This is a genomic window from Bradyrhizobium sp. (genome assembly GCF_030646015.1).
Lineage (GTDB): Bacteria > Pseudomonadota > Alphaproteobacteria > Rhizobiales > Xanthobacteraceae > Bradyrhizobium.
The window spans coordinates 1-22,559 of the sequence record NZ_JAUSLT010000022.1 but is presented as its reverse complement, the minus strand read 5'-3'; the positions used below and the strand labels follow the sequence as shown (position 1 = coordinate 22,559).

General features: G+C 63.6%; 15 protein-coding genes. 4 read left to right on the top strand and 11 right to left on the bottom strand.

The annotated features are described in order from the left end of the window. The 3 genes from Q7T45_RS03075 to Q7T45_RS03065 all read left to right on the top strand — a co-directional run. Nucleotides 1-498, top strand: a 498-nt coding sequence (locus tag Q7T45_RS03075) for a response regulator transcription factor (protein ID WP_304867481.1), incomplete at its 5' end; no start/stop codon positions are given. Next, nucleotides 482-1,948, top strand: coding sequence for a HAMP domain-containing sensor histidine kinase (locus Q7T45_RS03070; protein ID WP_304867479.1), 1,467 nt, complete (start codon nt 482-484; stop codon nt 1,946-1,948). The genes Q7T45_RS03075 and Q7T45_RS03070, both read left to right, overlap by 17 nt. Beyond that, nucleotides 1,945-4,911, top strand: a complete 2,967-nt coding sequence (locus Q7T45_RS03065) for a bifunctional [glutamine synthetase] adenylyltransferase/[glutamine synthetase]-adenylyl-L-tyrosine phosphorylase (RefSeq protein ID WP_304867477.1) — start codon at nt 1,945-1,947, stop codon at nt 4,909-4,911. Before Q7T45_RS03070 ends, Q7T45_RS03065 begins: the two co-directional genes overlap by 4 nt. Before the next feature lie 186 nt (nt 4,912-5,097). Here Q7T45_RS03065 and Q7T45_RS03060 read toward each other — a convergent pair whose 3' ends face one another. The 11 genes from Q7T45_RS03060 to Q7T45_RS03010 form a co-directional block, all read right to left on the bottom strand. Then, nucleotides 5,098-7,413 carry a PAS domain-containing sensor histidine kinase gene (locus Q7T45_RS03060; RefSeq protein WP_304867474.1) on the bottom strand — a complete coding sequence of 772 codons (2,316 nt, stop codon included), beginning with the start codon at nt 7,411-7,413 and terminating at the stop codon, nt 5,098-5,100. A gap of 218 nt (nt 7,414-7,631) precedes the next feature. Continuing rightward, nucleotides 7,632-9,014: a cation diffusion facilitator family transporter gene (locus tag Q7T45_RS03055; protein WP_304867471.1), complete on the bottom strand. Its 1,383-nt coding sequence runs from the start codon at nt 9,012-9,014 to the stop codon at nt 7,632-7,634. Nucleotides 9,015-9,255: 241 nt separating this feature from the next. After that, on the bottom strand, nt 9,256-10,230 hold the full coding sequence (locus tag Q7T45_RS03050; protein ID WP_304867468.1) for a zinc-binding dehydrogenase: 975 nt from the start codon (nt 10,228-10,230) through the stop codon (nt 9,256-9,258). Nucleotides 10,231-10,264: 34 nt separating this feature from the next. Beyond that, nucleotides 10,265-11,260: a nitronate monooxygenase family protein gene (locus Q7T45_RS03045; protein ID WP_304867465.1), complete on the bottom strand. Its 996-nt coding sequence runs from the start codon at nt 11,258-11,260 to the stop codon at nt 10,265-10,267. A 291-nt stretch (nt 11,261-11,551) separates the two neighbouring features. Then, on the bottom strand, nt 11,552-11,983 hold the full coding sequence (locus Q7T45_RS03040) for a CBS domain-containing protein (protein WP_304867462.1): 432 nt from the start codon (nt 11,981-11,983) through the stop codon (nt 11,552-11,554). 291 nt (nt 11,984-12,274) lie between these two features. Beyond that, nucleotides 12,275-13,783: a tripartite tricarboxylate transporter permease gene (locus tag Q7T45_RS03035; RefSeq protein WP_304867459.1), complete on the bottom strand. Its 1,509-nt coding sequence runs from the start codon at nt 13,781-13,783 to the stop codon at nt 12,275-12,277. Between the two features lie 76 nt (nt 13,784-13,859). Continuing rightward, the gene (locus Q7T45_RS03030; protein WP_304867456.1) at nt 13,860-14,357 is read right to left on the bottom strand and encodes a tripartite tricarboxylate transporter TctB family protein; all 498 of its coding nucleotides are present in this window, start codon (nt 14,355-14,357) and stop codon (nt 13,860-13,862) included. An 81-nt stretch (nt 14,358-14,438) separates the two neighbouring features. Further along, on the bottom strand, nt 14,439-15,440 hold the full coding sequence (locus Q7T45_RS03025) for a Bug family tripartite tricarboxylate transporter substrate binding protein (RefSeq protein ID WP_370691198.1): 1,002 nt from the start codon (nt 15,438-15,440) through the stop codon (nt 14,439-14,441). A gap of 844 nt (nt 15,441-16,284) precedes the next feature. Further along, the gene (frc, locus tag Q7T45_RS03020) at nt 16,285-17,562 is read right to left on the bottom strand and encodes a formyl-CoA transferase (RefSeq protein WP_304867453.1); all 1,278 of its coding nucleotides are present in this window, start codon (nt 17,560-17,562) and stop codon (nt 16,285-16,287) included. Nucleotides 17,563-17,705: 143 nt separating this feature from the next. Then, on the bottom strand, nt 17,706-19,439 hold the full coding sequence (oxc, locus tag Q7T45_RS03015) for an oxalyl-CoA decarboxylase (RefSeq protein ID WP_304867450.1): 1,734 nt from the start codon (nt 19,437-19,439) through the stop codon (nt 17,706-17,708). A gap of 83 nt (nt 19,440-19,522) precedes the next feature. Further along, a complete protein-coding gene (locus tag Q7T45_RS03010; RefSeq protein ID WP_304867447.1) occupies nt 19,523-20,251 on the bottom strand; it encodes a GntR family transcriptional regulator in 729 nt (242 codons plus the stop codon). A 310-nt stretch (nt 20,252-20,561) separates the two neighbouring features. Here Q7T45_RS03010 and Q7T45_RS03005 point away from each other — a divergent pair. Beyond that, on the top strand, nt 20,562-22,559 hold a 1,998-nt coding region (locus Q7T45_RS03005), incomplete at its 3' end, for an acetate--CoA ligase family protein (RefSeq protein WP_304867445.1).

Here is a 22,559-nt window from a genome sequence, read left to right as displayed (position 1 = left end):
CTGATCGGCAGCCTCCGCGAAAAGGGAAATCGAACGCCGGTGCTGATTCTCTCGGCGCTCGGGCAGGTCGACGACCGCATCAAGGGTTTGCGCGCCGGCGGCGACGATTATTTGCCAAAGCCCTATGCCTTTGCCGAACTGCTGGCGCGGGTCGAAGTGCTGTCGCGCCGCCATGGCGGTCCGGCCGAGGAAACGACCTATCGCGTCGGCGACCTCGAACTCGACCGGCTGTCGCACCGCGTCGCGCGCGGCAAGGACGAATTGACGCTGCAGCCGCGCGAGTTCCGGCTGCTGGAATATCTGATGAAGCATGCCGGGCAGGTGGTGACGCGAACCATGCTGCTGGAGAACGTCTGGGACTATCATTTCGATCCGCAGACCAACGTCATCGACGTGCACATTTCGCGGCTGCGCTCCAAGATCGACAAGGGCTTCGAGCGGCCCCTGCTGCACACGATCCGCGGCGCGGGATACATGATCCGTGACGGCATTCGGTAAGCTGATCCGCACCACCGCGTTCCGGTTGACGCTGGTCTATCTGTTGCTGTTTGCGCTGTTTGCCGCGTCGCTGCTGGGCTATTTCGCCTGGAATACGCGCCGGCTGATCACCGAGCAGATCACCACGACCGTGAATGCGGAATTCAGCGAGATCACCGACATCTATACAAGGCGTGGGTTGCGCGGGCTGGTGTTTACGATCGAAAACCGGGCGCTGCGGCCGGGCGCCAATCTCTATCTCGTGACCACCCCGACGGGGCAGGCGATTGCCGGCAATGTCGGCTCGCTGGCTCCGGGCGTGATGGCAAGCCAGGGCTGGTCGGAGACCGCCTACCGGCGGCTCGACGAGCAGAGCAGCCGCGACCATCGCGCGCTGGTGCGCGTCAGTGAACTCGAGAGCGGCTTCCGCCTCCTGATCGGGCGCGACCTCGAGGAACGGCGGCGGCTGTTCGGCATCGTCGTGAAGGCCGCGAACTGGTCGCTGCTGGTCGTCGTCGTGCTCGGGCTCGGCGGCGGCATCTTTGTCGCGCGACGGGTGCTGCGGCGGATCGACGCCATGACCGGCACCACCCAGCGCATCATGGCGGGCGATCTGAGCGGGCGGCTGCCGGTCGGGCGCAGCGGCGACGAACTCGACCGGCTGGCGGAAAACCTCAACGCCATGCTGGAGCGGATCGAAGCCCTGATGAATGGGCTGAAGGAAGTTTCCGACAACATCGCGCACGATCTGAAGACGCCGCTGACGCGGCTGCGCAACCGCGCCGAGGAGGCGCTGGCGAAATCCGGCAGCGAGGCCGAGTACCGCAGCGCGCTGGAACGAACCATCGAGGAATCCGACGGCCTGATCCGCACCTTCAACGCGCTGTTGATGATCGCGCGCGCGGAGTCCGGACAGGCGCGCGGCAACATGGATGATTTCGATGCCGCCGACGTCGCCAGTGGCATTCAGGAGCTCTATGAACCGCTGGCCGAAGACAGCGGCATGACCCTGCGCGTCAAGACCACGCAGGCGCCCGTTCACGGCAACCGCGAATTGATCAGCCAGGCGCTGGCCAACCTGGTGGAGAATGCGATCAAATACGGCAAGCCGCTTCCCTCCATTCAACCGCTCGGCGATGGCGCGGTGGACGGCGCCAATGAAATTCTGATCGAGGCGCGGCGCGACGGCGCTTCCGTGCTGCTCAGCGTCACCGACCACGGGCCGGGGATACCGGAAGCCGATCGCAGCCACGCGGTGGAGCGGTTTGTCCGGCTGGAGGCCAGCCGCACCCAGCCCGGCTCCGGGCTCGGCCTCAGCCTGGCCTCGGCGGTGGCGACGCTGCATGGCGGCGAACTCAGGCTCGGTGACAGCAATCCCGGCCTGACGGCGACACTGGCGATCCCGGCCCGGGCCGGCGCCAGCGACAGGCTTGCGGCTCAAACGCCGGATGTGCCACAGAAGGTGTCATGACCTCATCCGCGAAGGGCGACGCGGACCAACATCGTCTGGCCGCGCGGTTTGTGGACGGACCGCATGTGTCCGCTCCCGACAAGGCCGAAGCGCGACTGGCAGACTGGCTGACCGATCTGGCGCCGGCGCAGGCAGCTGTGATCGCGGAGCTGACCGGCCGGTTCCCGCGCGCCAGGACCATTCTTCTCGGTATCGCCGAAGCCTCTCCCTATTTGTTTGACCTGCTGCGCGCCGACGGCGCGCGCGCGATCCGGTTGCTCGAATGCGAGCCGGAGCCGCATCTGGCCCGTCTGATCGAAAATACCTGCCGCGATGTTGCCGCCGCGTCGGCTGAAGCCGACGTGATGCAACTGCTTCGCCGCATGAAATCGGAAGCGGCGCTCCTGATCGCGCTGTGCGACATCGGCGGCCTCTGGCCGGTGATGCAGGTGACGGCGGCGCTGACCGATCTCGCGGTCGCCTCGGTGCAGGCGGCGCTGCGCTTTTTGCTGCGGCAGGAAGCCGGGCGCGGCAGGCTGACGCCGCCCAGTTTCGATTCCCCCGAGGACAACAGCGGCCTCGTGGTGCTCGCGATGGGCAAGATGGGCGCGGGCGAGCTGAATTATTCCAGCGACATCGACCTGATCGTGTTCTTCGATTCCGAAGCGCCGACGCTGGCGCCCGACATCGAGCCGCAGACGTTTTTCGTGCGCGTCACCCAGGCGCTTGCGCGGATCTTGCAGCAGCGCAACGGCGACGGCTACGTGTTCAGGGTCGATCTGCGGCTGCGGCCGGATCCATCCTCGACGCAGGTGGCGATCTCGATGGCTGCGGCGCTGCATTATTACGAGCGGGACGGGCGGACCTGGGAACGCGCCGCCATGATCAAGGCGCGGCCCTGCGCCGGCGACGCCAGGGCCGGCGAGGCGCTGGTGGCGGAAATCGCCCCCTTCGTCTGGCGCAAGCATCTGGATTTCGCGGCCCTGGCCGACGTCCATGACATGAAGCGGCAGATGCAGACGTTTCGCGGCCAGAGCGAGATCGCGGTCGAGGGGCACAACGTCAAGGTCGGGCGCGGCGGCATTCGCGAGATCGAGTTTTTCGCGCAGACCCAGCAATTGATCGCCGGCGGCCGGCACCCGGAATTGCGGGTGCGGCCGACGCTGGAGGCCTTGAATGTGCTGGCCTCGAGCAATTGGATCACCTTTGAGGCCCGCGATGAACTCACCGCGGCATACATCTTCCTGCGGCGGGTCGAGCACCGGCTGCAGATGGTCGCGGACGAGCAGACCCATGCCTTGCCCGACGACGCCGAGGCGATGGAGCAGTTCGCCGCCTTCTTCGGCTACGCCAGCCGCGCCACCTTCGCCAGCGACCTGCTGGGTCATCTCAACGTCGTGCAGGGGCATTACGGCAAGTTGTTCGAGGGCGATCCGGCCGGCACCGCGCAACTGCCGGCGGCGGATTACAGCGCCGGTCCTGACGATCCCAGGCTGATCGAGCATCTGGTCTCGCTCGGCTTCAAGAAGCCGGTCGTGGTGGCGGGAACCGTGCAGCAATGGCTGACCGGCGATTATCGCGCGCTGCGCATCGAGGCGACGCGCAACGCCTTCGTCGAGTTCATCCCGGGATTGATCGACGGCCTGGCGCATTCGGAAGAGCCTGACAATGCGGTCGCGGCGTTCGACCGCTTCCTCGGGGCATTGCAGCGCGGCGGGCGGCTGATCTCGCTGCTCAGCCAGAACCGCGAGCTGGTCGCGCTGGTGGCGCTGATCCTCGGCGCCGCACCCCGGCTCGGCGATATGCTGGCGCGGCAGCCGCAGATCATGGACGGGCTGATCGATCCGCGCTTTTTCGGCGCCATGCCGGACCAGCGCGAACTGTCGATGCGGCTCGCGGCGACGCTGGCGGACGCCAATGCCTATGAAGAGTTTCTCGACCGGCTGCGGCTGTTCGGCCAGGAGAGCCTGTTCCTGATCGGCACGCGAATCCTGTCCGGCACGGTCTCCGCCCAGCAGGCCAGCATCGCCTTCGCCGACGTCGCCGAGGGCATCGTCCACACCGTGCATGGCCTGGTCACCGACCGGTTCGCGGCCCAGCACGGCCGTATCAAGGGGCAGCAGACCGCGATCCTGGCGATGGGCAGGCTCGGCAGCCGCGAGATGACCGCGTCATCCGATCTCGATCTGATCCTGCTGTATGATTTCGATCACGACTATCCCGACTCCGACGGCGAGCGGTCGCTGCACGGCGCGCAATATTTTGCCCGCTTCACCCAGCGGCTGATCAGCGCCTTCACGACGCGGACCAATTACGGCGTGCTCTACGACGTCGACATGCGGCTGCGCCCGTCGGGGCGCGCGGGGCCGGTGGCCTCGCGGATCGACTCCTTCGCCGACTATCAGGAACGCGAAGCCTGGACCTGGGAGCACATGGCGCTGACCCGCGCACGCGTGATCTCGGCGCCGCCGGAATTGCGCGCCCGCATCGAGAGCATCATTCGCGCCGCGCTGACGCGGCCGCGCGATCGCGCCAGCGTTGCCGGCGATGTCGCCGACATGCGCCGCGCCATCGCGCTGGAGAAGGGCGAGAACGAGGTCTGGGATCTGAAATATGCCGCCGGTGGCATGGTCGATATCGACTTCATCGCGCAATATCTGCAGCTGGTTCACGCCGCCGACCGCCCTGAGATTCTCGACGTCTCCACGCTGCAGGTGCTCGACAGCGCCGCACGGCTCGGCGTGCTGCCGCAACCGGCGGCGGAGACGCTGCGTTCGTCGACGCGGCTCTATCATGACCTCACCCAAATCCTGCGGCTCTGTGTCACCGAAAAATTCAAGCCGGAAACCGCGGGCGACGACCTCTTGCGCGTGATGGCGCGGGCCGGCGATGTCCCCGACTTTTCCGCGCTGGAGGCGCGGGTCAAGGAGACCCAGACCGAGGTGAGGCGGGTGTTCAGGGATATTGTCGAGGGCCGGAGCTAGCTTGAGCTCCCCTCTCTCCCACGCGCCCTTGCGCGTGGTGGGGAGGGGTCGGGGGGGGGGGGTGTCTCAGCGAATTCGCTGCCAGCGGAGTACGCCGATAGACCCCCCACCCCCGACCCCTCCCCACCGCTTTGCGGGGGGAGGGGAGAAGAAAAGCACGCTGGCTCCGGTGAACTGTAAAGCGCCCTAAGCCGCCACCGACATCTTCGCCTTGGCCTTGCGGGCGTCGCGCGGCAGCGAGACGCAGACCACGGTGCCGGTGCCGAGTTTCGAGCGCAGCTTCATCGAGCCGCCGTGCAAATTGGTCAGCGACCGTGCGATCGCCAGCCCCAGTCCGGAGCCGTGATAGGTTTTTGTCAGCTGGCTCTCGACCTGCTCGAACGGCCGGCCCAGCTTCTGCAGCGAATGCGGGGCGATGCCGATGCCGGTGTCGGCGATCATCAGCACGATGGAATCGGCGAGCAGCCGGCTTCGCACCACCACCTTGCCGCCGTCGGGGGTGAACTTGACCGCATTGGACAACAGGTTGACGATGATCTGCTTGACCGCGCGGCGATCGGCCACCACCGAAATGCTGCCGTCGATATCGGCGTCGAGCTGCAGGTGCTTGTCGTCGGCGCGACCGGACACCACCCGCAGCGATTCCGCCAGCGTCTTCGACAAATCGAGCTGCTCCATGTCGAGCTTCATGCGGCCGGCCTCGATCTTCGACATGTCGAGGATGTCGTTGATGACATCAAGCAGATAGTGCCCGCTGGTGAGAATGTCGTGGCAGTATTCCTGGTATTTTTCCGACCCGAGCGTGCCGAACATGCCGCTTTCCATGATCTCGGAAAACCCGATGATGGCATTGAGCGGCGTGCGCAGCTCGTGGCTCATATTGGCCAGGAACTTTGACTTGGTCTGGTTGGCTTCCTCGGCGCGGTTCTTTTCGTCGGAGTATTTTTCGGCGAGGTCGGCGAGTTCGATCTGCGAACGCTTCAGATCGATCACGGAAGCCCGCAGGCGCAGGTCGTTGTCGACCAGCTTCTGCTCGTGCTCCTTGATGCGGGTAATGTCGGTGCCCACCGAAACGTAACCGCCGTCCTTGGTGCGGCGCTCGCTGATGTGCAGCCAGTTGCCGTCATCGAGTTGCGCCTCGAAGGTGCGCGCGCCCGGCGCGTGGCTGGCGTTTTCGTGCAGGCGGGTGCGGACTTCCGGCATGGAGCCCACTTCGATCACGGTTTCATAGGACGTGCCCGGCGTCACGGCGGAATCCGGCAGCCGGTGCAGGCGCTGGAAATGCGAGTTGCAGAGCACCAGGCGGTCTTCCGCGTCCCACAGCACGAACGCTTCCGGGATGGTCTCGATCGCATCGCGCAGCCGCAGATCGGCCTCCACGGTTCGCTCGGCGAGGCTCTTCTGCTCGGTGATGTCGACGGCAATGCCGATCAGATGCAGGCCGGCATCGCCCTGACTCTGGCCTTGGCCCTGGCTGAGCTCGCAGCGCACCCGCAGCCAGATCCAGTGGCCGTTGGCATGCTGCATCCGGAAGCTCTGGTCGATGTGGTCGATCTTGCCGGAAATAAGCTGGTCGCCGATGGCGAACAGGTCGATGTCGTCGGATTTCACCAGTGCGTTGACCTCGCCGAAGGTCAGAAGATCATTGCGGGTGTCGAGCCCCAGCATGGTGAACATCGATTGCGACCAGAAAATCCGGCCGCGCGACAGGTCCCAGTCCCACAATCCGCAGCGCCCGCGATTGAGCGCGGTATCGATCCGGCCGCGCACCGCGTCATTGATGAGATCGCCCTCGCGCGCGCGGGTCGACTGCCAGTGGAAGGCAAAGCCGAGGATCAGCACGACAAAGCCGGTGGTGGCCGAAAGCGTCACCGACAGCGCGGCATCCGACCGCCAGATCGAATCGACCTTCTCCTGGATGATGATGACCTGACCGGGCAGCGATTTGACGACACGCTGGATCGCCAGCGCGCCGTTGCCGTTCGGCAGCACGATGTCGGTGACGTTGCCCTGCTGCGACATTCCGGTCAGCGCCAGCGCGGCGCTGATGGCCTCGAGAATGCCGGCGGTGTCGCCCAGCACGGTTTCGATCGGGACGCGGGCGAGAACCCGCTGGTCGGCGCCGGTCACGATGACGTGGCGGCCGGCGGCGACGCCCCACGACGGAATGAGGCCGGGTAAGAGGCTCTGCAGACGCTCGATGGTCGCGGCCCGGTCCTGCCGGACGGAGGTGATGCGATCGAGGCGCTCGGTGAGCAGATCGGCGACCGCCGTCAGGTCGCGCTTGAGGGTCCCGCGCTTTTGCCGGTTCTGATCGACGACCTGGACGAATGCGCCGAGGCAAATCGTGATCAGGAAGGCAATGATCAGGGTGGGCACCGCGCGGCGGAGCGCAGGCTCCGCTACCAATAGCCGATGGTAGGCCGGTTTCGCGATCGACTGCGCCAATCCCTTGATCGAATCGGATTGGACGCACGCGCTCGCCGCGTGTGCGCGCGCCATACCTAGACCCCCTCGGAGAACTTTTCTGCACCGATTCGGAGGTGGCCCCAGTCACTTCCGAATCACAGGGATTTGAATCCAGTTTGGCCGGGCTGTCGAGAGTCAACGATTCGTTAATTAAAATAAATGTTGTCCAACGGCGAATCGGGACTCCATTTTGCCCGCAATTCTACCGGGCTGGTGAGTCCGAAAGGAGAACGCGCGGCCGTGCCGGAATTTCATCGCGCGTGCGGCGGCTCGGCGTGGCTGATGACGCGCTTCACCGTGGGGAAGGCGCGGCGCAATGCGCGCTCGATCTCGTCGACGTTCTGATGAACCTTGATCACGCTCATCGAGGGCGCGGCGCGGCAGTGGAAGTTGACGATCTCGCCGGCGTCGGTGTTGCGCACCCGCACATTGTGCACGTCGTGGATGGCGCCGTCGGCGGCAAAGCGCGACAGCGCTGCCTTGATGGTTTCGACGCGGTCCGGCGCGGCATCGGTTCCCAGCGGCAGTTCCGGCTCCAGCGGCTCGATGTGGGTGTCGACCTCGACGTCCTCGCCGAACTCGTCGCGGATATTGCGCTCCAGCCCATGGGCGATGTCGTGGGCCGCCGTCAGCGGCATATCGCCGTCGACTTCGAGGTCGATGCTGACGGTCAGCCTGCCGCCGAGGTCGTGCACGGTGACATGGTGGATGGCGAGGCCCGAATTGCGCGCGATCACCATGATACGCTCGCGCACGCTCTCATTGTTGCGCGCCACCGGGACCGCGGTGAAGGTCAGGTCGGAGTCACCGAGCGCCCTGGTGACGGCCTCCTGCGCCATCCGCTTGATCTGTTCGACGCGGTCGATCGGATAGGTGCGGGGAACCTGCACGATGGCATCGATGAAGTGCGTCGAACCGACCATCCGCACCCTCACGCGTTCGATATCGACCACGCCGGGAACAGTCCTGATCGCGGCGTCGGCCTTCTCCGAGACGCCCTCGGGCGCGCGGTCGAGCAGGGTCTCCACGGTGGAACGCGTCATCCTCACGCCCAGCAGGCCGATGATCAGGGCGACGACGATGGCGGCAGCCGCATCCCCCCACCAGAAGCCGAGGCCGGCCAGGATGAGGCCGGCGATGACGGCAAAGGAACCGAACATGTCGGAGGCGAAATGCAGCGCATCGGCTGCGAGCGCCTGGCTGCGCGTTTCGCGCGCGGTACGGTTCAGCGCCCGGGCACGCCAGAAGTTCACGGCGATCTCGACCACGAGCACGATGAAGGGGATTGCCGAGATGGTCGGCGGCGGTGCGCCTTCGCGGAGGCGGCTCCAGGATTCGACCAGAATGCCCCCCGCCAGCACATAGAGCAGGGCGGTGATGCCAAGCGCCGAAAGGCTCTCGAACTTGCCATGGCCGTAATGGTGCTCGGCGTCCGCCGGCTGGTCCGAAACCCGCACCACCGCCCAGGTGATGATGGTGGCCACCATGTCGATCACGCTGTGCAAGGCGTCGGAGATCAGCGCCAGCGAGCCGATGTAGATGCCGACGGCGAGTTTCGCCGCGGCCATGGCGGCGCTGGCGAAGATCGAAATCGCCGCGACGCGGGCTTTGACGTTGTGAACGGGATGAACCATGCGCGGCGGTGTAGCAGCCCGGCATGCAGGTTAAAAGCACCGATCGGGCTCGTGTAGTCGCCACTCACTCGCAGCAAGGATTATTGCGAATTATTCTGATTCTAGATCTACTGACGGCGTTCCCCGGACGCAGCGCATTGCGGTGCGCTGCTGATCCGGGGTCCACAATGTACGGGACGAAGGTGTGGGTCCCGGCTCGGCGGAGCGGCACAAGGGTGCCGCACCGCGTCCGGGACAAGGGCTACAACGCCACCACGATCTTGCCGAGGTGCTTGTTGGCTTCCATGTGTTCGAACGCCTTGCCGATATCGTCGAAGGCAAACACCTTGTCGATCGGCAGTTGCAGTTTTCGCGACTCCACGGCGCCCCAGATATCCCTGCGGACCTCGGCAAAGATCTCGCGGATTTCCTCGATCGTGCGGGTGCGGAAGGTGACGCCGATATAGCTGATGCGGCGCGCCGCGTGCAGATCGAAATTGAAATCGCCATGGGTGCCGCCGAGCCGGCCGACATTGACGATGCGGCCCTTGACCTTGGTGGCTTTCAGGTTCTGGTTGGCGACCGGGCCCGAGATCTGGTCGACGATCAGGTCGACGCCTTCGCCATCCGTCGCCTTCAACACCTGGTCGACCCAGCCGGGATCGGACGAATCCACCGCAAGGTCGGCGCCGAACTCCTTCAGGCGCCCGCGCCGCGTCGCGTCGGTCGAGGAACCGATCACGGTTTTCGCGCCCTTGAATTTTGCAATCTGCATCGCCATCAACCCGACGCCGGAACTGGCGCCCTGGATCAGCACGGACTGGCCGGGCTGCAGCGCGCCGTTGGTGACGACCGCATTGTGCATGGTGGCAAGCGCGACGGGCAGGGTGGCCGCGTCCTCAAAATTCATATTGGCGTTGGCGGGAATGTGAAACAGCCGGCCGTGATCGGCCAACGTGTATTCCGCGAAAGCAGCCCCGCCGGAGCCCATCACCCGGTCGCCGACCACGACGCCTTTGGCGTCGGGACCGACTTCGGCGACTTCGCCGGCCCATTCCATCCCGAGCACGGTGCCGGCGCCGCCGGCACTGCCATGGACATGGCCCTTGGTCATGCCGAGATCGGCGCGGTTGAGGCCGCAGGCGCGCACGCGAACCAGCACCTGGTGCGCTTTCGGCACCGGCCTGGCGACATCGGTGATTTCAGCGCCATTGGCGCCGTAGACATAGGCCTTCATGCGATCTTTCTCTGTTGGCCGGTTGTGCCGCCGCTTATTCGGCGGCCTGGCGATGGCTGCCGGACATCATGCCTGCGAGCCGGCCCTGGATGATGGCTTCGGCGTCGCGCATGATGCGCCCCACCAGTTCGGCGCAGGTCGGGATGTCGTGGATCAATCCCTGCACCTGTCCGGCCGACCAGATGCCTTCATCGGCGTCGCCGGTGGCATAGACCATCTTGCCGCGCGCGCCGGCGACGAGCTCGCGGACGTCCTCGAATTTGGCGCCTGCCTTTTCCATCTCGACCACCTTGGTGCTGATGGCGTTTTTGGCGACGCGCGAGGTGTTGCGCATGGTGCGGAAGATCAGCTCGGTCTCGCGCTCGTCATTGGCGACGATCCTTTCCTTCACCAGCTGATGGATCGGGCTCTCCTTGGTGCACATGAAGCGCGTGCCCATGTTGATTCCTTCGGCGCCGAGCGCCAGTGCCGCGACCAGGCCGCGGCCGTCGGCAAAACCGCCCGAGGCGATCATCGGAATTTTCACCTTGTCGGCGGCGGCTGGAATCAGGATCAGGCCGGGGGTGTCGTCCTCGCCGGGATGGCCGGCGCATTCAAAGCCGTCGATCGAGATGGCGTCGACGCCCATCCGCTCCGCCGACAGCGCGTGGCGGACGCTGGTGCATTTGTGCAGCACGATGACGCCGTGCTTCCTAAATTCGGTGACGTGTTCCTGCGGCTTGTTGCCGGCGGTCTCGACGATCTTGATGCCGCTTTCGATGATGGCCTGGCGGTATTCGGCGTAAGGCGGCGGCTTGATCGAGGGCAGGATGGTGAGGTTGACGCCGAACGGCTTGTCGGTGAGGTCGCGGCAGCGCGCGATTTCCTTGACGAGATCGTCGGGAGTCGGCTGCGTCAGCGCGGTGATCAGGCCGAGCGCGCCGGCATTGGCCACCGCCGCCACCAGCTCCGCGCGCCCCACCCACTGCATGCCGCCCTGGACGATCGGGTGTTCAACGCCGACGAGTTCGGTGAATCGCGTTTTGATCATTGTCTGCCCTCTGTTTCCCCGGCGCGGAATATCGCGCGCCATCTTTTCTTGGATTTCGAGGGCAGGATGCCGGTCCCGCCGGCAAAAGTCTACCGGGCAGGGCAGGCCGCGTCATGCGGAAATAGCGGGCCACCGGCGGCGATTTGCAGGCCTGTGGCGTCGCGACGCGATGACGGGATCGAATGAACCGCTGCTCTTTCGCGAGCTGAGAACAAAATTCGGCAAGAGATCATTTGCCGGAATTGATCAAATCAAAACCGGGAGCTTCAACCCGACGGAAGAAATTGCGTGTCAGGCGGCAAAGACGGTTTGCGTGGCCATGGCCTCGTCGTCGAACGCGGTCGAAATATCGCGGATGCTGATGACGCCGATCAGGCTGTGATTGTCGATCACAGGCAGATGGCGGATATGGTTCTTGTTCATGACGTGACGCACATGTTCGAGCGTATCGGTGGAGCTGCATGACACCAGCTCCTGCACCGAGATCAGTTGCGAGATTTTCAGATTGACGCCGGCCGCACCATGCTCGGCGATGGCGCGAACCACGTCGCGTTCGGTGAACATGCCGACCGCGGTATTGCCCTCGGTCCGCACCACGTCCTTGATCACGAGCGCGCTGATATTGCTGGCGCGCATGAGCTGGGCGGCGATGCCCACGGTTTCGTTCATCCGAACTGTCGCAACACGCGCCGTCTTCTTGCGCAGGATGTCTCCGACTTGCATCGCAACCTCCTTCTGGTAACCGGCCTAGGGGCTTCTGATGGTATAATGTTGGTATACATTATGCCAATTGTCAATGCGGAATCGTTCAGATCGCTTGTCCGAAGATCGGCAAGAAGTGGCAGTTTGACTGACGTTTCTTCCGATTCATCGGCGCGTGCCGCCTTGATGGCACGTCCATAAATGGCCGATCAAAAGTGCACAGGTATACCAGCGTGAACGCTGCACAACGCAAAACGCGCGCTCATCGTGGGGCGAGCGCGCGCTTCGTAGCAGAGCAATGTGACGGGGGTATCAGGCGGCGGCGGTCCGGGTTCCCCGCAACCGGGTGATGCCTTCCTGGATGGCCGACCAGAACAGCGCGATCAACCCCAGCACCATGATCGTGGAGACCAGCGGGTTCGAGAAGAAGATGCCGAGCGAGCCCTGGGATCCCAGCAGCGACTGCCGGAACGCCTCTTCCGCCTTGTCGCCGAGCACGATGGCCAGCACCAGCGGGGCGAGGGGGTAGTTGCACTTCTTCAGGAGGTAGCCGACGACGCCGAACACCAGCATCATCATCACGTCGAAGGTGCTCGAGTGAACCGAGTAGGCGCCGATCGCACACAGCACCAGAATGAGCGGCGCGATGATGCTGAACGGCACCCGCAGGATGGCGGCGAAGATCGGCACGCAGGTCAGCACGACGATGAGGCCGAACAGGTTGCCGAGATACATCGAGGCGATCAGGCCCCAGACGAATTCCTTCTGTTCGACGAACAGCATCGGGCCGGGCTGCAGGCCCCAGATCAGGAGGCCGCCGAGCAGCACGGCAGCCGTGGGCGAGCCGGGCACGCCGAGCGACAGCATCGGCAGCAAGGCCGCGGTACCGGCGGCATGCGCCGCGGTCTCCGGTGCGATCACGCCTTCGATCTCGCCCTTGCCGAAATTGTTGCCGTTCTTCGAAACCCGCTTGGCGATGCCGTAGCTCATGAACGACGCGGGCGTGGCACCCGCCGGCGTGATGCCCATCCAGCAGCCGATGAAGCAGGAGCGCAGCATGGTCAGCCAGTATTTGGGCAGGTTCTTCCAGGTCTGCAGCACGACCTTCAGATCGATCTTGGCCTTGCCGCCTTTGAAGGCCAGTCCTTCTTCCATCGTCAGCAGGATCTCGCCGATTCCGAACAGGCCGATGACGGCGATCAGGAAGTCGAAGCCGTTGAGCAGGTGCGTGAAGCCGAAGGTCAGGCGCAATTGACCGGTGATGGAGTCGAGACCGACGGCAGCCAGCGCAAAGCCCATCATCATCGCCGCGATGGTCTTGAATGGTGGTTCCTTACTCAGGCCGACGAAACTGCAGAACGCCAGGAAATACACCGCGAACTTCTCGGCCGGCCCGAATTGCAGCGCGAAGCTTGCGACCAGCGGCGCCACCAGCGTGATCATGATGACGGCGAACAGCGCGCCGACGAACGAGGAGGTGAAGGCGGCGGTCAGGGCCTCGCCGGCCTTGCCTTGCTGCGCCATCGGATAGCCGTCGAAGGTCGTCGCCACCGACCATGGTTCGCCGGGGATGTTGAACAATATCGAGGTGATCGCGCCGCCGAACAAGGCGCCCCAATAGATGCAGGACAGCATGATGATGGCCGAGGTCGGCGGCATGCTGAAGGTCAACGGCAGCAGGATCGCGACGCCATTGGCGCCGCCCAGTCCCGGCAACACGCCGATGATGACGCCGAGCACGATGCCGAGCAGCATCACCATGATGTTGAAGGGCTGCAGCGCCACGGCGAAGCCGTGAAATAGATTGACGATTTCTTCCATGGTGTAAGTCCTGCAACCGTGAGCTGACGCTTGTATTGAGCTGACGCGTTTGACGAATCTAGTTGCGACTCTGGCTTTAGATGCCGAGCCAATCCTCGATGGGCCCTTTGGGAAGCGGGACCATGAAGTAACGCTCGAAAATGAAATAGGTGATGATCGGCATGCCGAACGCCACGCCGAGCACCGTCACCCAGCGGTATTTGCCGAGCCATCGCATGAAGTAGCCGATGAAGATGAGCGAGGCGAGGTAGAGGCCGGTGAACGGCATCGAGCCGACATAGATCGCGGTGGGGATGACGACGCTCATGACCTGGCGAAGCTGTCCCCACTCGGCGAACAGGCCGTCGTCCCCGTCACGCAACCCGTGCCAGAAATTGATGGCGCTGGAGACGACGATGAAGATCCCGATATAGAACGGGAAGAATCCGGCGCGCGGACCCTCCGCGCCCCAGTTGATCCCGGCCTTCACGCTGCCGATGATCACGATAACGCCGAACAACGCGATCAGCACGGCGATGCCGGCTTCCACGACCCTGTGCTTTGGGCCGGCGGCGCTTGAACTATTGGTGGTCATGAAAACTCCATGCGGAATCGCAGCTTCGCATTCGCAGCCGTTTCTGCGTCACGCGTTCGTCTCTAGTCTCAGTTTAAGGGATCAGTTTCCGGCGAGGAAACCGGCCTCTTTCATGAGAACTTCGTGGCGCTTTTCCTCGACCTCGACCCATTTGGCGTAGTCCGCCCCGGTCAGGAAGGTCGTATTGAAGGCGCCGCTTTTCATGAAGTCCTGCCACTCCGGAGTGGCGCGCACCTTCTTGAACAGCTCGATGTAGTAGTCGACCTGGTCCTTGGTGGCCTTGGGTGACATGAAGACGCCGCGCAGCATCAGATATTCCATGTCGAGACCCTGCGATTTGCAGGTCGGAATATCCTTCCAGCCCTTGCCGTCCGCGATGGGATCGCCATAGGCCATTTGCTTGCCGTCGAACACGCAGAGCGGACGAAGTTTGCCGCCGCGCCACTGCGCAACCGCCTCGATCGGATTGTTGACGGAGGAATCGATGTGGTTGCCGACCAGCTGAACGGCGACTTCGCCGCCGCCCTTGTAGGGAATGTAGGTGAACTTTGTGCTGCTGGCCTTTTCGACCGCGACCGTGATGATCTGGTCTTCCTGCTTCGATCCGGTGCCGCCCATCTTGATGCTTCCGGGGGGCGCCTTCTTCACGGCGTCGATGTAATCCTTGACGTTCTTGTAGGGCTTGTCGGCGTTGACCCAGAGCACGAATTCGTCGAGCGCCAGCATGGCGACCGGCGTCAGGTCCTTCCAGTTGAAGGGAATGCCGGTTGCGAGCGGTGTCGTGAACAGGTTCGACAGGGTGATGATGATCTTGTGGGGGTTGTTCACCGACGACTTGACGTCGAGGAAGCCTTCACCACCGGCGCCGCCGGATTTGTTGATGACGACCAGCGGCTGCTTCATCAGATTGTGCTTGGTGACGATACCCTGGATCGTGCGCGCCATCTGGTCGGCGCCGCCGCCGGTGCCGGCGGGTACGATGAATTCAACCGGGCGAACCGGCTCCCAGGCCGCGGAGGCCATGCCGCCGGTGCAAAGTACAGCAACCGTCGCCAGCGCAATACGCAGAACAGAACTTTTCATGTCTCTCTCCCAATGCATTCAAGCGCGCCGGTCTTGGCCGGCTTTGCCATCAACTGATTCCGGGCAGCCTTTAAGGCTTTGTCCCGGTCGATCGTACCGCAGAGATTGTTCCTGCGGGACGGTTGCCAGTTAGAATTGTATGAGGGTCTTCCAGCGTGGCATCCGGTATTTTCAGAGTGTTTTAGATATCCGAATGGGTAGCACGATCCATCGTCGATCCAACTCCCCGAAAGGTAGCATTGACGGTCCCGCGGACCAGTCATTTCGAAACCTTCCGAAAACCTTGCCGTGACTTCCCCCCATGCTGCGCTTCTGTTCTTGGTGCGCTAACGAGCACATATTGGTATGCGATATGCCAGAGTGCAAATGAATAGTCCCGCGGGATCGAGGATGTGCCAATTTGTCGCATTTGTCATCTCGGCACTGCTCGAGACTTCGTCATACAGGCAGCTGAGAAACTGGACCGATCAGCCCGGCCGGGATGCGCGGCCAAGGAGATCGTGCATCGGCAAAGCCAACTGGATCGTGCGGCTTCGCAGGCAAAAATAAGCAAGTCGGGTGGCGAGACGACACGCGGCCGCGGATCACCGGCAGCTGGTCGACAGAGGCGATCAAGCAAGCGACGCAGCGGTTGCAAGACACCAATCCGATCGCAGCAATCGCCGGATATTTTGGCCTACGTTCCCGGCGTAGAGGTGGTGTGGAATCGAATTCGCGAGGCTTTTGTATACCAAATGCCAGATGCAAGATTTCTCACCCAAGCCATCGTCTTCGTGTGCAACGCACAACGAAAAAGGCCGCCGGAAAGTCCGGCGGCCTTTGAAATCGGTGTTGGCAGGGCCGTCTATTCGGCGGCGACCTTGCGCGGCGGGTCGAGCGCGCCGGAATCGTGGATCTCGGCGACCTGGTGGTCGGTAAAGCCGAGCACCTGGCGCAGGATTTCGTCGGTGTGTTCGCCGAGCAGCGGCGAACGGGTCACCTCGGTCGGTGAGTCCGACATCTTGATGGGGTTGCCGACCGAGAAGTACTTGCCGCGCTCGGGATGGTCGACCTCGACCACGGTGCCGGTGGCGCGCAACGACTGATCCTCGATCAATTCCTTCATCGACAGGATCGGGCCGCAGGGGATGTCGTCCTTGTTGAGGATGTCCATCGCCTCGAATTTTGTCTTGGTCATCGTCCACTGTTCGATGCGCGCGAAGATATTGTTGAGGCGCGACAGCCGGGCCGGCGGCTTGGCGTAATCCGGATGGGTCTTCCAGCCGGGCTCGCCGATCACGTCGCAGATCTTCTCCCACACCGGGGCCTGGGTGATGAAGTAGATGTAGGCGTTGGGATCGGTCTCCCAACCCTTGCACTTCAGGATCCGGCCGGGCTGGCCGCCGCCGGAATCATTGCCGGCGCGCGGCACCGCGTCGCCGAACGGAATGCCTTCGCCGAACTGGCTGTATTCCTTGAGCGGACCGTGGGCGAGGCGCTGCTGGTCGCGCAGTTTGACGCGCGCGAGATTGAGCACGCCGTCCTGCATCGCGGCGGTGACCTTCTGTCCCCTGCCGGTGACGGTGCGCTGGTAAAGTGCCGTGACGATGCCGAGCGCGAGATGCAAACCGGTGCCGCTGTCGCCGATCTGCGCGCCGGTGACCAGCGGCAGTCCGTCGCGAAAGCCGGTGGTCGAGGCCGCACCGCCGGTGCACTGCGCGACGTTCTCGTAGACCTTGCAATCTTCATAGGGACCGGGACCAAAGCCCTTGATCGAGGCCACGATCATCTTGGGATTGATGCTCTGGATCTTCTCCCAGGGAAATCCCATGCGATCGAGCACGCCGGGCCCGAAGTTTTCCACCAGCACGTCGCAGCTCTTGATCAGCGCGGTCAGGACTTCCTTGCCCTTGGGGTTCTTGGTGTCGAGCGTGATCGAGCGCTTGTTGTGGTTGAGCATGGTGAAATACAGGCTGTCGACGTTCGGCACGTCCTGCAGCTGGCCGCGCGTGATGTCGCCGACGCCGGGGCGCTCGACCTTGATCACGTCGGCGCCGAACCATGCCAGCAACTGGGTGCAGGTCGGCCCCGACTGGACGTGGGTGAAATCGAGAATGCGAACGCCCTTCAGCGCCTTAGTCATGGTACTTCTCCTCAGATCTACTTTGTTGCCGTCATGCCCGCGAAGGCGGGCATCCCGTAATCACCGTTGTCTCAGTCGATAGTTCGGTGGCTACCGGATTCCCCGCCTTCGCGGGGAATGACGCCGATGGGTTGTGCTTTGCGTTATTTCTTTTTCAGCTTGCTTTGCGGGTTGAGGTTGCCGATGCGGCCGCTCTCGCTGCCGGCGGCCGGGTCCAGCACCGCGTTGATCAGGGTCGGCTTGCCGGAATCCATCGCCGCGTTGACGGCGCGCCGGAGTTCGTCCGGCGAGGTCGCGTTGATGCCGACGCCGCCGAAGGCTTCCATCATCTTGTCGTAGCGCGCGCCCTTGACGAACACGGTCGGCGCTGGATCCGAACCTGCCGAATTGACGACGGTGCCGCGATAGATGCCGTCATTGTTGAAGACGACGATGCAGACCGGCAGATTGTAGCGGCAGATCGTCTCCACTTCCATGCCGGAGAAACCAAAGGCCGAGTCGCCTTCCACGGCGAGCACCGGCTTGCCGGTCTCGATCGCAGCCGCAATGCAATAGCCCATGCCGATGCCCATGATGCCCCAGGTGCCGACGTCGATGCGCTTGCGCGGCTGGTACATGTCGATGATGCCGCGGGCGAGATCGAGCGTGTTGGCGCCTTCGTTGACCAGGATGGCGTCCGGCCGCTCCTTGATGACGGTGCGCAGCACGCCGAGCGCGCCGTGATAGTCCATCGGCGAGTTATTGTTCATCAGTCGCGGCGCCATCTTGGCGACGTTCTCGTCGCGCTTCTTGGCGACAGCAGCAGTCCAGTCGGACGGCGGGGTCGTCCAGCTACCGCCCATGCCCGCGAGCAGGGCTGCGACGCAGGATCCGATATCGCCGACCACGGGGGCGACGATCTCGACGTTGGAATCCATTTCCTTCGGCTCGATGTCGATCTGGATGAATTTCTTCGGGGCGTCGCCCCAGCTCTTGCCCTTGCCGTGCGACAGCAGCCAATTCAGCCGCGCGCCGATCAGCATCACGACGTCGCTGTCCTTGAGCACCGTCGAGCGCGCCGCACCGGCGCATTGCGGATGGGTGTCGGGCAACAGGCCCTTGGCCATGCTCATGGGCAGGAACGGAATGCCTGATTTCTCGACCAGGCTGCGGATGGCGTCATCGGCCTGCGCATAGGCTGCGCCCTTGCCGAGGATGATCAGCGGACGCTTTGCGCTCTTGAGCACGTCGAGCGCGCGCTTGATCGCTTCGGGGGCGGGGATTTGCGCGGGGGCTGCATCGATCACCTTGACCAGCGACTTCCGTCCGGCTTCGGCGTCCATCACCTGTCCGAACAGTTTTGCCGGCAGATCGAGATAGACGCCGCCCGGGCGTCCCGAAACGGCGGCGCGGATCGCACGCGCGAGGCCGATGCCGATGTCGGCGGCGTGCAGCACGCGGAACGCGGCCTTGCACAGCGGCTTGGCGATGGCCAGCTGGTCCATTTCCTCGTAGTCGCCCTGCTGCAGGTCGACGATCTCGCGTTCGGACGAGCCCGAGATCAGGATCATCGGAAAACAGTTGGTGGTGGCGTGAGCCAGCGCGGTGAGGCCGTTGAGAAAGCCGGGGGCCGAGACGGTCAGGCAGACGCCGGGCTTCTTGGTCAGGAAGCCCGCGATCGAGGCGGCGTAGCCGGCGGCCTGCTCGTGGCGGAACGAGAGCACGCGGATGCCCGCGGCCTGCGCCATGCGGCCGAAATCCGTGATCGGAATGCCCGGCACGCCGTAGATCGTGTTCAGGCCGTTGAGCTTGAGCGCATCGATGATGAGGTTGAAGCCGTCGGTCTGTTCGGCCTCATCGGCCGCGTTGGCATCGATGCTTTGTACTACTGCGGACATTCCGCTTCTCCCTGATCGTTTTTTGTTACGGACTGGTCCGTCGCTTCGTTGGAACCGCTGTCGTTGTTATCAAGAGTGCCCTGTCAGAAAAGTTCTTGCCCGTGGGCTTCGACATAGGCGGCAAGGCCGAGCGTGTGATCGCGGGCGCGCTTCTCCGCAAGCTCGGTGTCACGCTCCTCGAGCGCCTCGATGATGGCCAGGTGCTCCGGCAACGAGGTGGCGGTGCGATCCACGCGGCCGATGGTCAGCTGCCGGTAGCCGCGAACATGCAGCAGGATGTCGTTGGTCATGTCGACCAGCACAGGCGATTCCGAGAGCGAGATCAGCGCCTGGTGAAAGGCGATGTTGGCCTTGGAATATTCCTCGACATGATCCTGCGGCAGGCGGTCCTTGCCGAAATCCTTGAAGAAGTCGCGCAGCGCCGAGATGTCCTTCTTGCGCGCGGTCGTCGTGATCAGCCGCGCCGCCATGCTTTCCAGCGCCGCCCAGGCGCGGATCATGTCGACGATTTCGTTCTTGGTGCGGCGCACGACCACGATGCCACGGCGCGGCACGGTCTTCACAAATCCGTCCTGCTCCAGCATCGCGATGGCTTCGCGGATCGGGGTGCGGCTGACGCCGAGGCGTTCCGACAGCGCGCGCTCGTCGAGCATCACCTGTTCGGGAGTCGCGTAGATGTCCATCTTGAGAATGGCTTCCTTCAAGGCTTCGTAGGCCTTGTTCTTGAAGCTGGTCTCCGGCGCAATGCGGACGATCGCGATTTCAGCCTCGGCCATGGGTGGCGGTGCCTTGGTTGGTTTCCGTGCGGGCATGACTGGTCTCCTCAGGTCGGGAGACGTCTTTTAACAGAAGAAATCCGAAACAATTTTTGGCATACCAAATACCACCATGTCAAGTTGCCAGTGTTTTCGGCATTTCCAAACCTTTGCCTGCCTTGACAATCTTGTCTCTGGCATACCAAATGCCATAACTGGCCAGGATCGGCCACACCAGATGCTGCAGTGGACGCGGACCCGCGTTTGAGATCTCCGGAACCCGACCGAATCGGCGCCACCAAGCGCGGTTCCGGTGTTCGCGCCCGCTGCCGATGGAATTAAAAAACAGACGTCAAGGAGGAAGCCAATGTCGAGTTCCAAAGATGCGGTCCGCAAAATTCTGGATGCGGTCAAGGCGGACAAGCGCACAAGTCTGACGGCGCCGGAAGGCAAGCTGGTCTGCGATGCCTACGGCATCCCGGTTCCGAAGGAGGGCGTCGCCAGGTCCGCCGCCGAGGCGGCCAGGCTCGCGGCCGACATGGGCTTCCCGGTCGTCATGAAGATCGTCTCGCCCGACATCCTGCACAAGACCGAAGCCGGCGGCGTGGTGGTCGGCGTCAAGAATGCCGCCGACGCCGAGGCGAATTACGCGACCATTCTGGCCAACGCCAAGAAATACAAGGCCGACGCCAAGATCGAAGGCATCCAGGTGCAGCAGATGCTGCTGGGCGGCCAGGAGGTCATCATCGGCGCGGTCACCGACGGATCGTTCGGCAAGCTGGTGGCGTTCGGCCTCGGTGGCGTGCTGGTCGAGGTGTTGAAGGACATCACCTTCCGCCTTGCGCCCGCGACCAAGGACGACGCGTTGTCGATGCTGGACGGCATCCAGGCCCACGAGATGCTGAAGGGCGTGCGCGGCAGCGATCCCGCCAACCGCGACGCCATCGCCGACATCATCGTCAACGTCTCGAAGCTGATCACCGATTTCCCCGAGATTTCGGAGATGGATCTCAATCCGGTATTCGCGACCAAGGCCAACGCGATCGCCGCCGACGTCCGCATCGTCGTCGACTTCGCGCCGCCGGCGCCGCGTCCGCGCCCCAACCATGACGATGTCGTGCGCCAGATGAACCGGATCATGAAGCCGAAGGCGGTGGCGGTGATCGGCGCATCCGCCGAGAACGGCAAGATCGGCAACTCCGTGATGAAGAACCTCATCAACGGCGGCTACAAGGGCGAGATCTACCCGATCCATCCCAAGGCCGATGAGATCATGGGCAAGAAGGTCTACAAGTCGATCAAGGACGTCCCCGGCGAGGTCGACATTGCCGTGTTCGCGATTCCCGCCAATTTCGTCGCGGCGGCCCTGACCGAATGCGGCGAGAAGAAAGTCGTCGGCGCGATCCTGATTCCCTCGGGCTATGCCGAGACCGGCAACATGAAAGGCCAGGAGGAAATCCAGGCGATCGGCCAGAAATACGGCATTCGCCTGATGGGGCCGAACATCTACGGCTTCTATTATACCCACGCCAATCTGTGCGCGACCTTCTGCACCGCCTACGACGTCAAGGGCTCGGCGGCGCTGTCGTCGCAATCCGGCGGCATCGGCATGGCGATCATCGGCTTTTCGCGCTCGGCCAAGATGGGCGTCTCGGCGATCGTCGGTCTCGGCAACAAGTCCGATATCGACGAGGACGATCTGCTCACCTTCTTCGAGCAGGACGACAACACCCAGATCATCGCGCAGCATTGCGAGGACCTGAAGGATGGCCGTGCCTTCGCCGAAGTGGCAAAACGCGTGTCGAAGAAGAAGCCGATCGTGGTGCTGAAGGCTGGACGCACCTCGGCCGGCGCCAAGGCCGCCAGTTCCCACACCGGGGCGCTGGCCGGCAACGACAAGATCTACGAGGACGTGTTCAACCAGTCCGGCGTGATCCGCGCGCGCTCGCTGCGGGACATGCTGGAATTTGCCCGCGGCATTCCGGTGCTGCCGACGCCGAAGGGCGAGAACGTCGTCATCATCACGGGGGCGGGCGGTTCCGGCGTGCTGCTGTCGGATGCCTGCATCGACAATAAATTGTCGCTGATGACGATCCCGCCGGACCTCGACGCCGCGTTCCGCAAATTCATCCCGCCGTTCGGCGCCGCCGGCAATCCGATCGACATCACCGGCGGCGAACCGCCGATCACCTACGTCAACACGGTCAAGCTCGGGCTCGAAGACCCGCGCATCCACGCGCTGATCCTGGGCTACTGGCACACCATCGTGACGCCGCCGATGGTGTTCGCGAGGAACATGGTCGAAGTGAAGAACGAGATGAAGGCCAAGGGCATCGAGAAACCGATCGTGGCCTCGCTGGCCGGC

What these genes read in the sequence shown, in the direction of transcription:
- Q7T45_RS03065 (WP_304867477.1), top strand. Translation starts at nt 1,945, where the DNA reads ATGACCTCATCCGCGAAGGGCGACGCGGACCAACATCGTCTGGCCGCG.
- Q7T45_RS03060 (WP_304867474.1), bottom strand. Translation starts at nt 7,413, where the DNA reads ATGGCGCGCGCACACGCGGCGAGCGCGTGCGTCCAATCCGATTCGATC.
- Q7T45_RS03055 (WP_304867471.1), bottom strand. Translation starts at nt 9,014, where the DNA reads ATGGTTCATCCCGTTCACAACGTCAAAGCCCGCGTCGCGGCGATTTCG.
- Q7T45_RS03050 (WP_304867468.1), bottom strand. Translation starts at nt 10,230, where the DNA reads ATGAAGGCCTATGTCTACGGCGCCAATGGCGCTGAAATCACCGATGTC.
- Q7T45_RS03045 (WP_304867465.1), bottom strand. Translation starts at nt 11,260, where the DNA reads ATGATCAAAACGCGATTCACCGAACTCGTCGGCGTTGAACACCCGATC.
- Q7T45_RS03040 (WP_304867462.1), bottom strand. Translation starts at nt 11,983, where the DNA reads ATGCAAGTCGGAGACATCCTGCGCAAGAAGACGGCGCGTGTTGCGACA.
- Q7T45_RS03035 (WP_304867459.1), bottom strand. Translation starts at nt 13,783, where the DNA reads ATGGAAGAAATCGTCAATCTATTTCACGGCTTCGCCGTGGCGCTGCAG.
- Q7T45_RS03030 (WP_304867456.1), bottom strand. Translation starts at nt 14,357, where the DNA reads ATGACCACCAATAGTTCAAGCGCCGCCGGCCCAAAGCACAGGGTCGTG.
- Q7T45_RS03025 (WP_370691198.1), bottom strand. Translation starts at nt 15,440, where the DNA reads ATGAAAAGTTCTGTTCTGCGTATTGCGCTGGCGACGGTTGCTGTACTT.
- frc (WP_304867453.1), bottom strand. Translation starts at nt 17,562, where the DNA reads ATGACTAAGGCGCTGAAGGGCGTTCGCATTCTCGATTTCACCCACGTC.
- oxc (WP_304867450.1), bottom strand. Translation starts at nt 19,439, where the DNA reads ATGTCCGCAGTAGTACAAAGCATCGATGCCAACGCGGCCGATGAGGCC.
- Q7T45_RS03010 (WP_304867447.1), bottom strand. Translation starts at nt 20,251, where the DNA reads ATGCCCGCACGGAAACCAACCAAGGCACCGCCACCCATGGCCGAGGCT.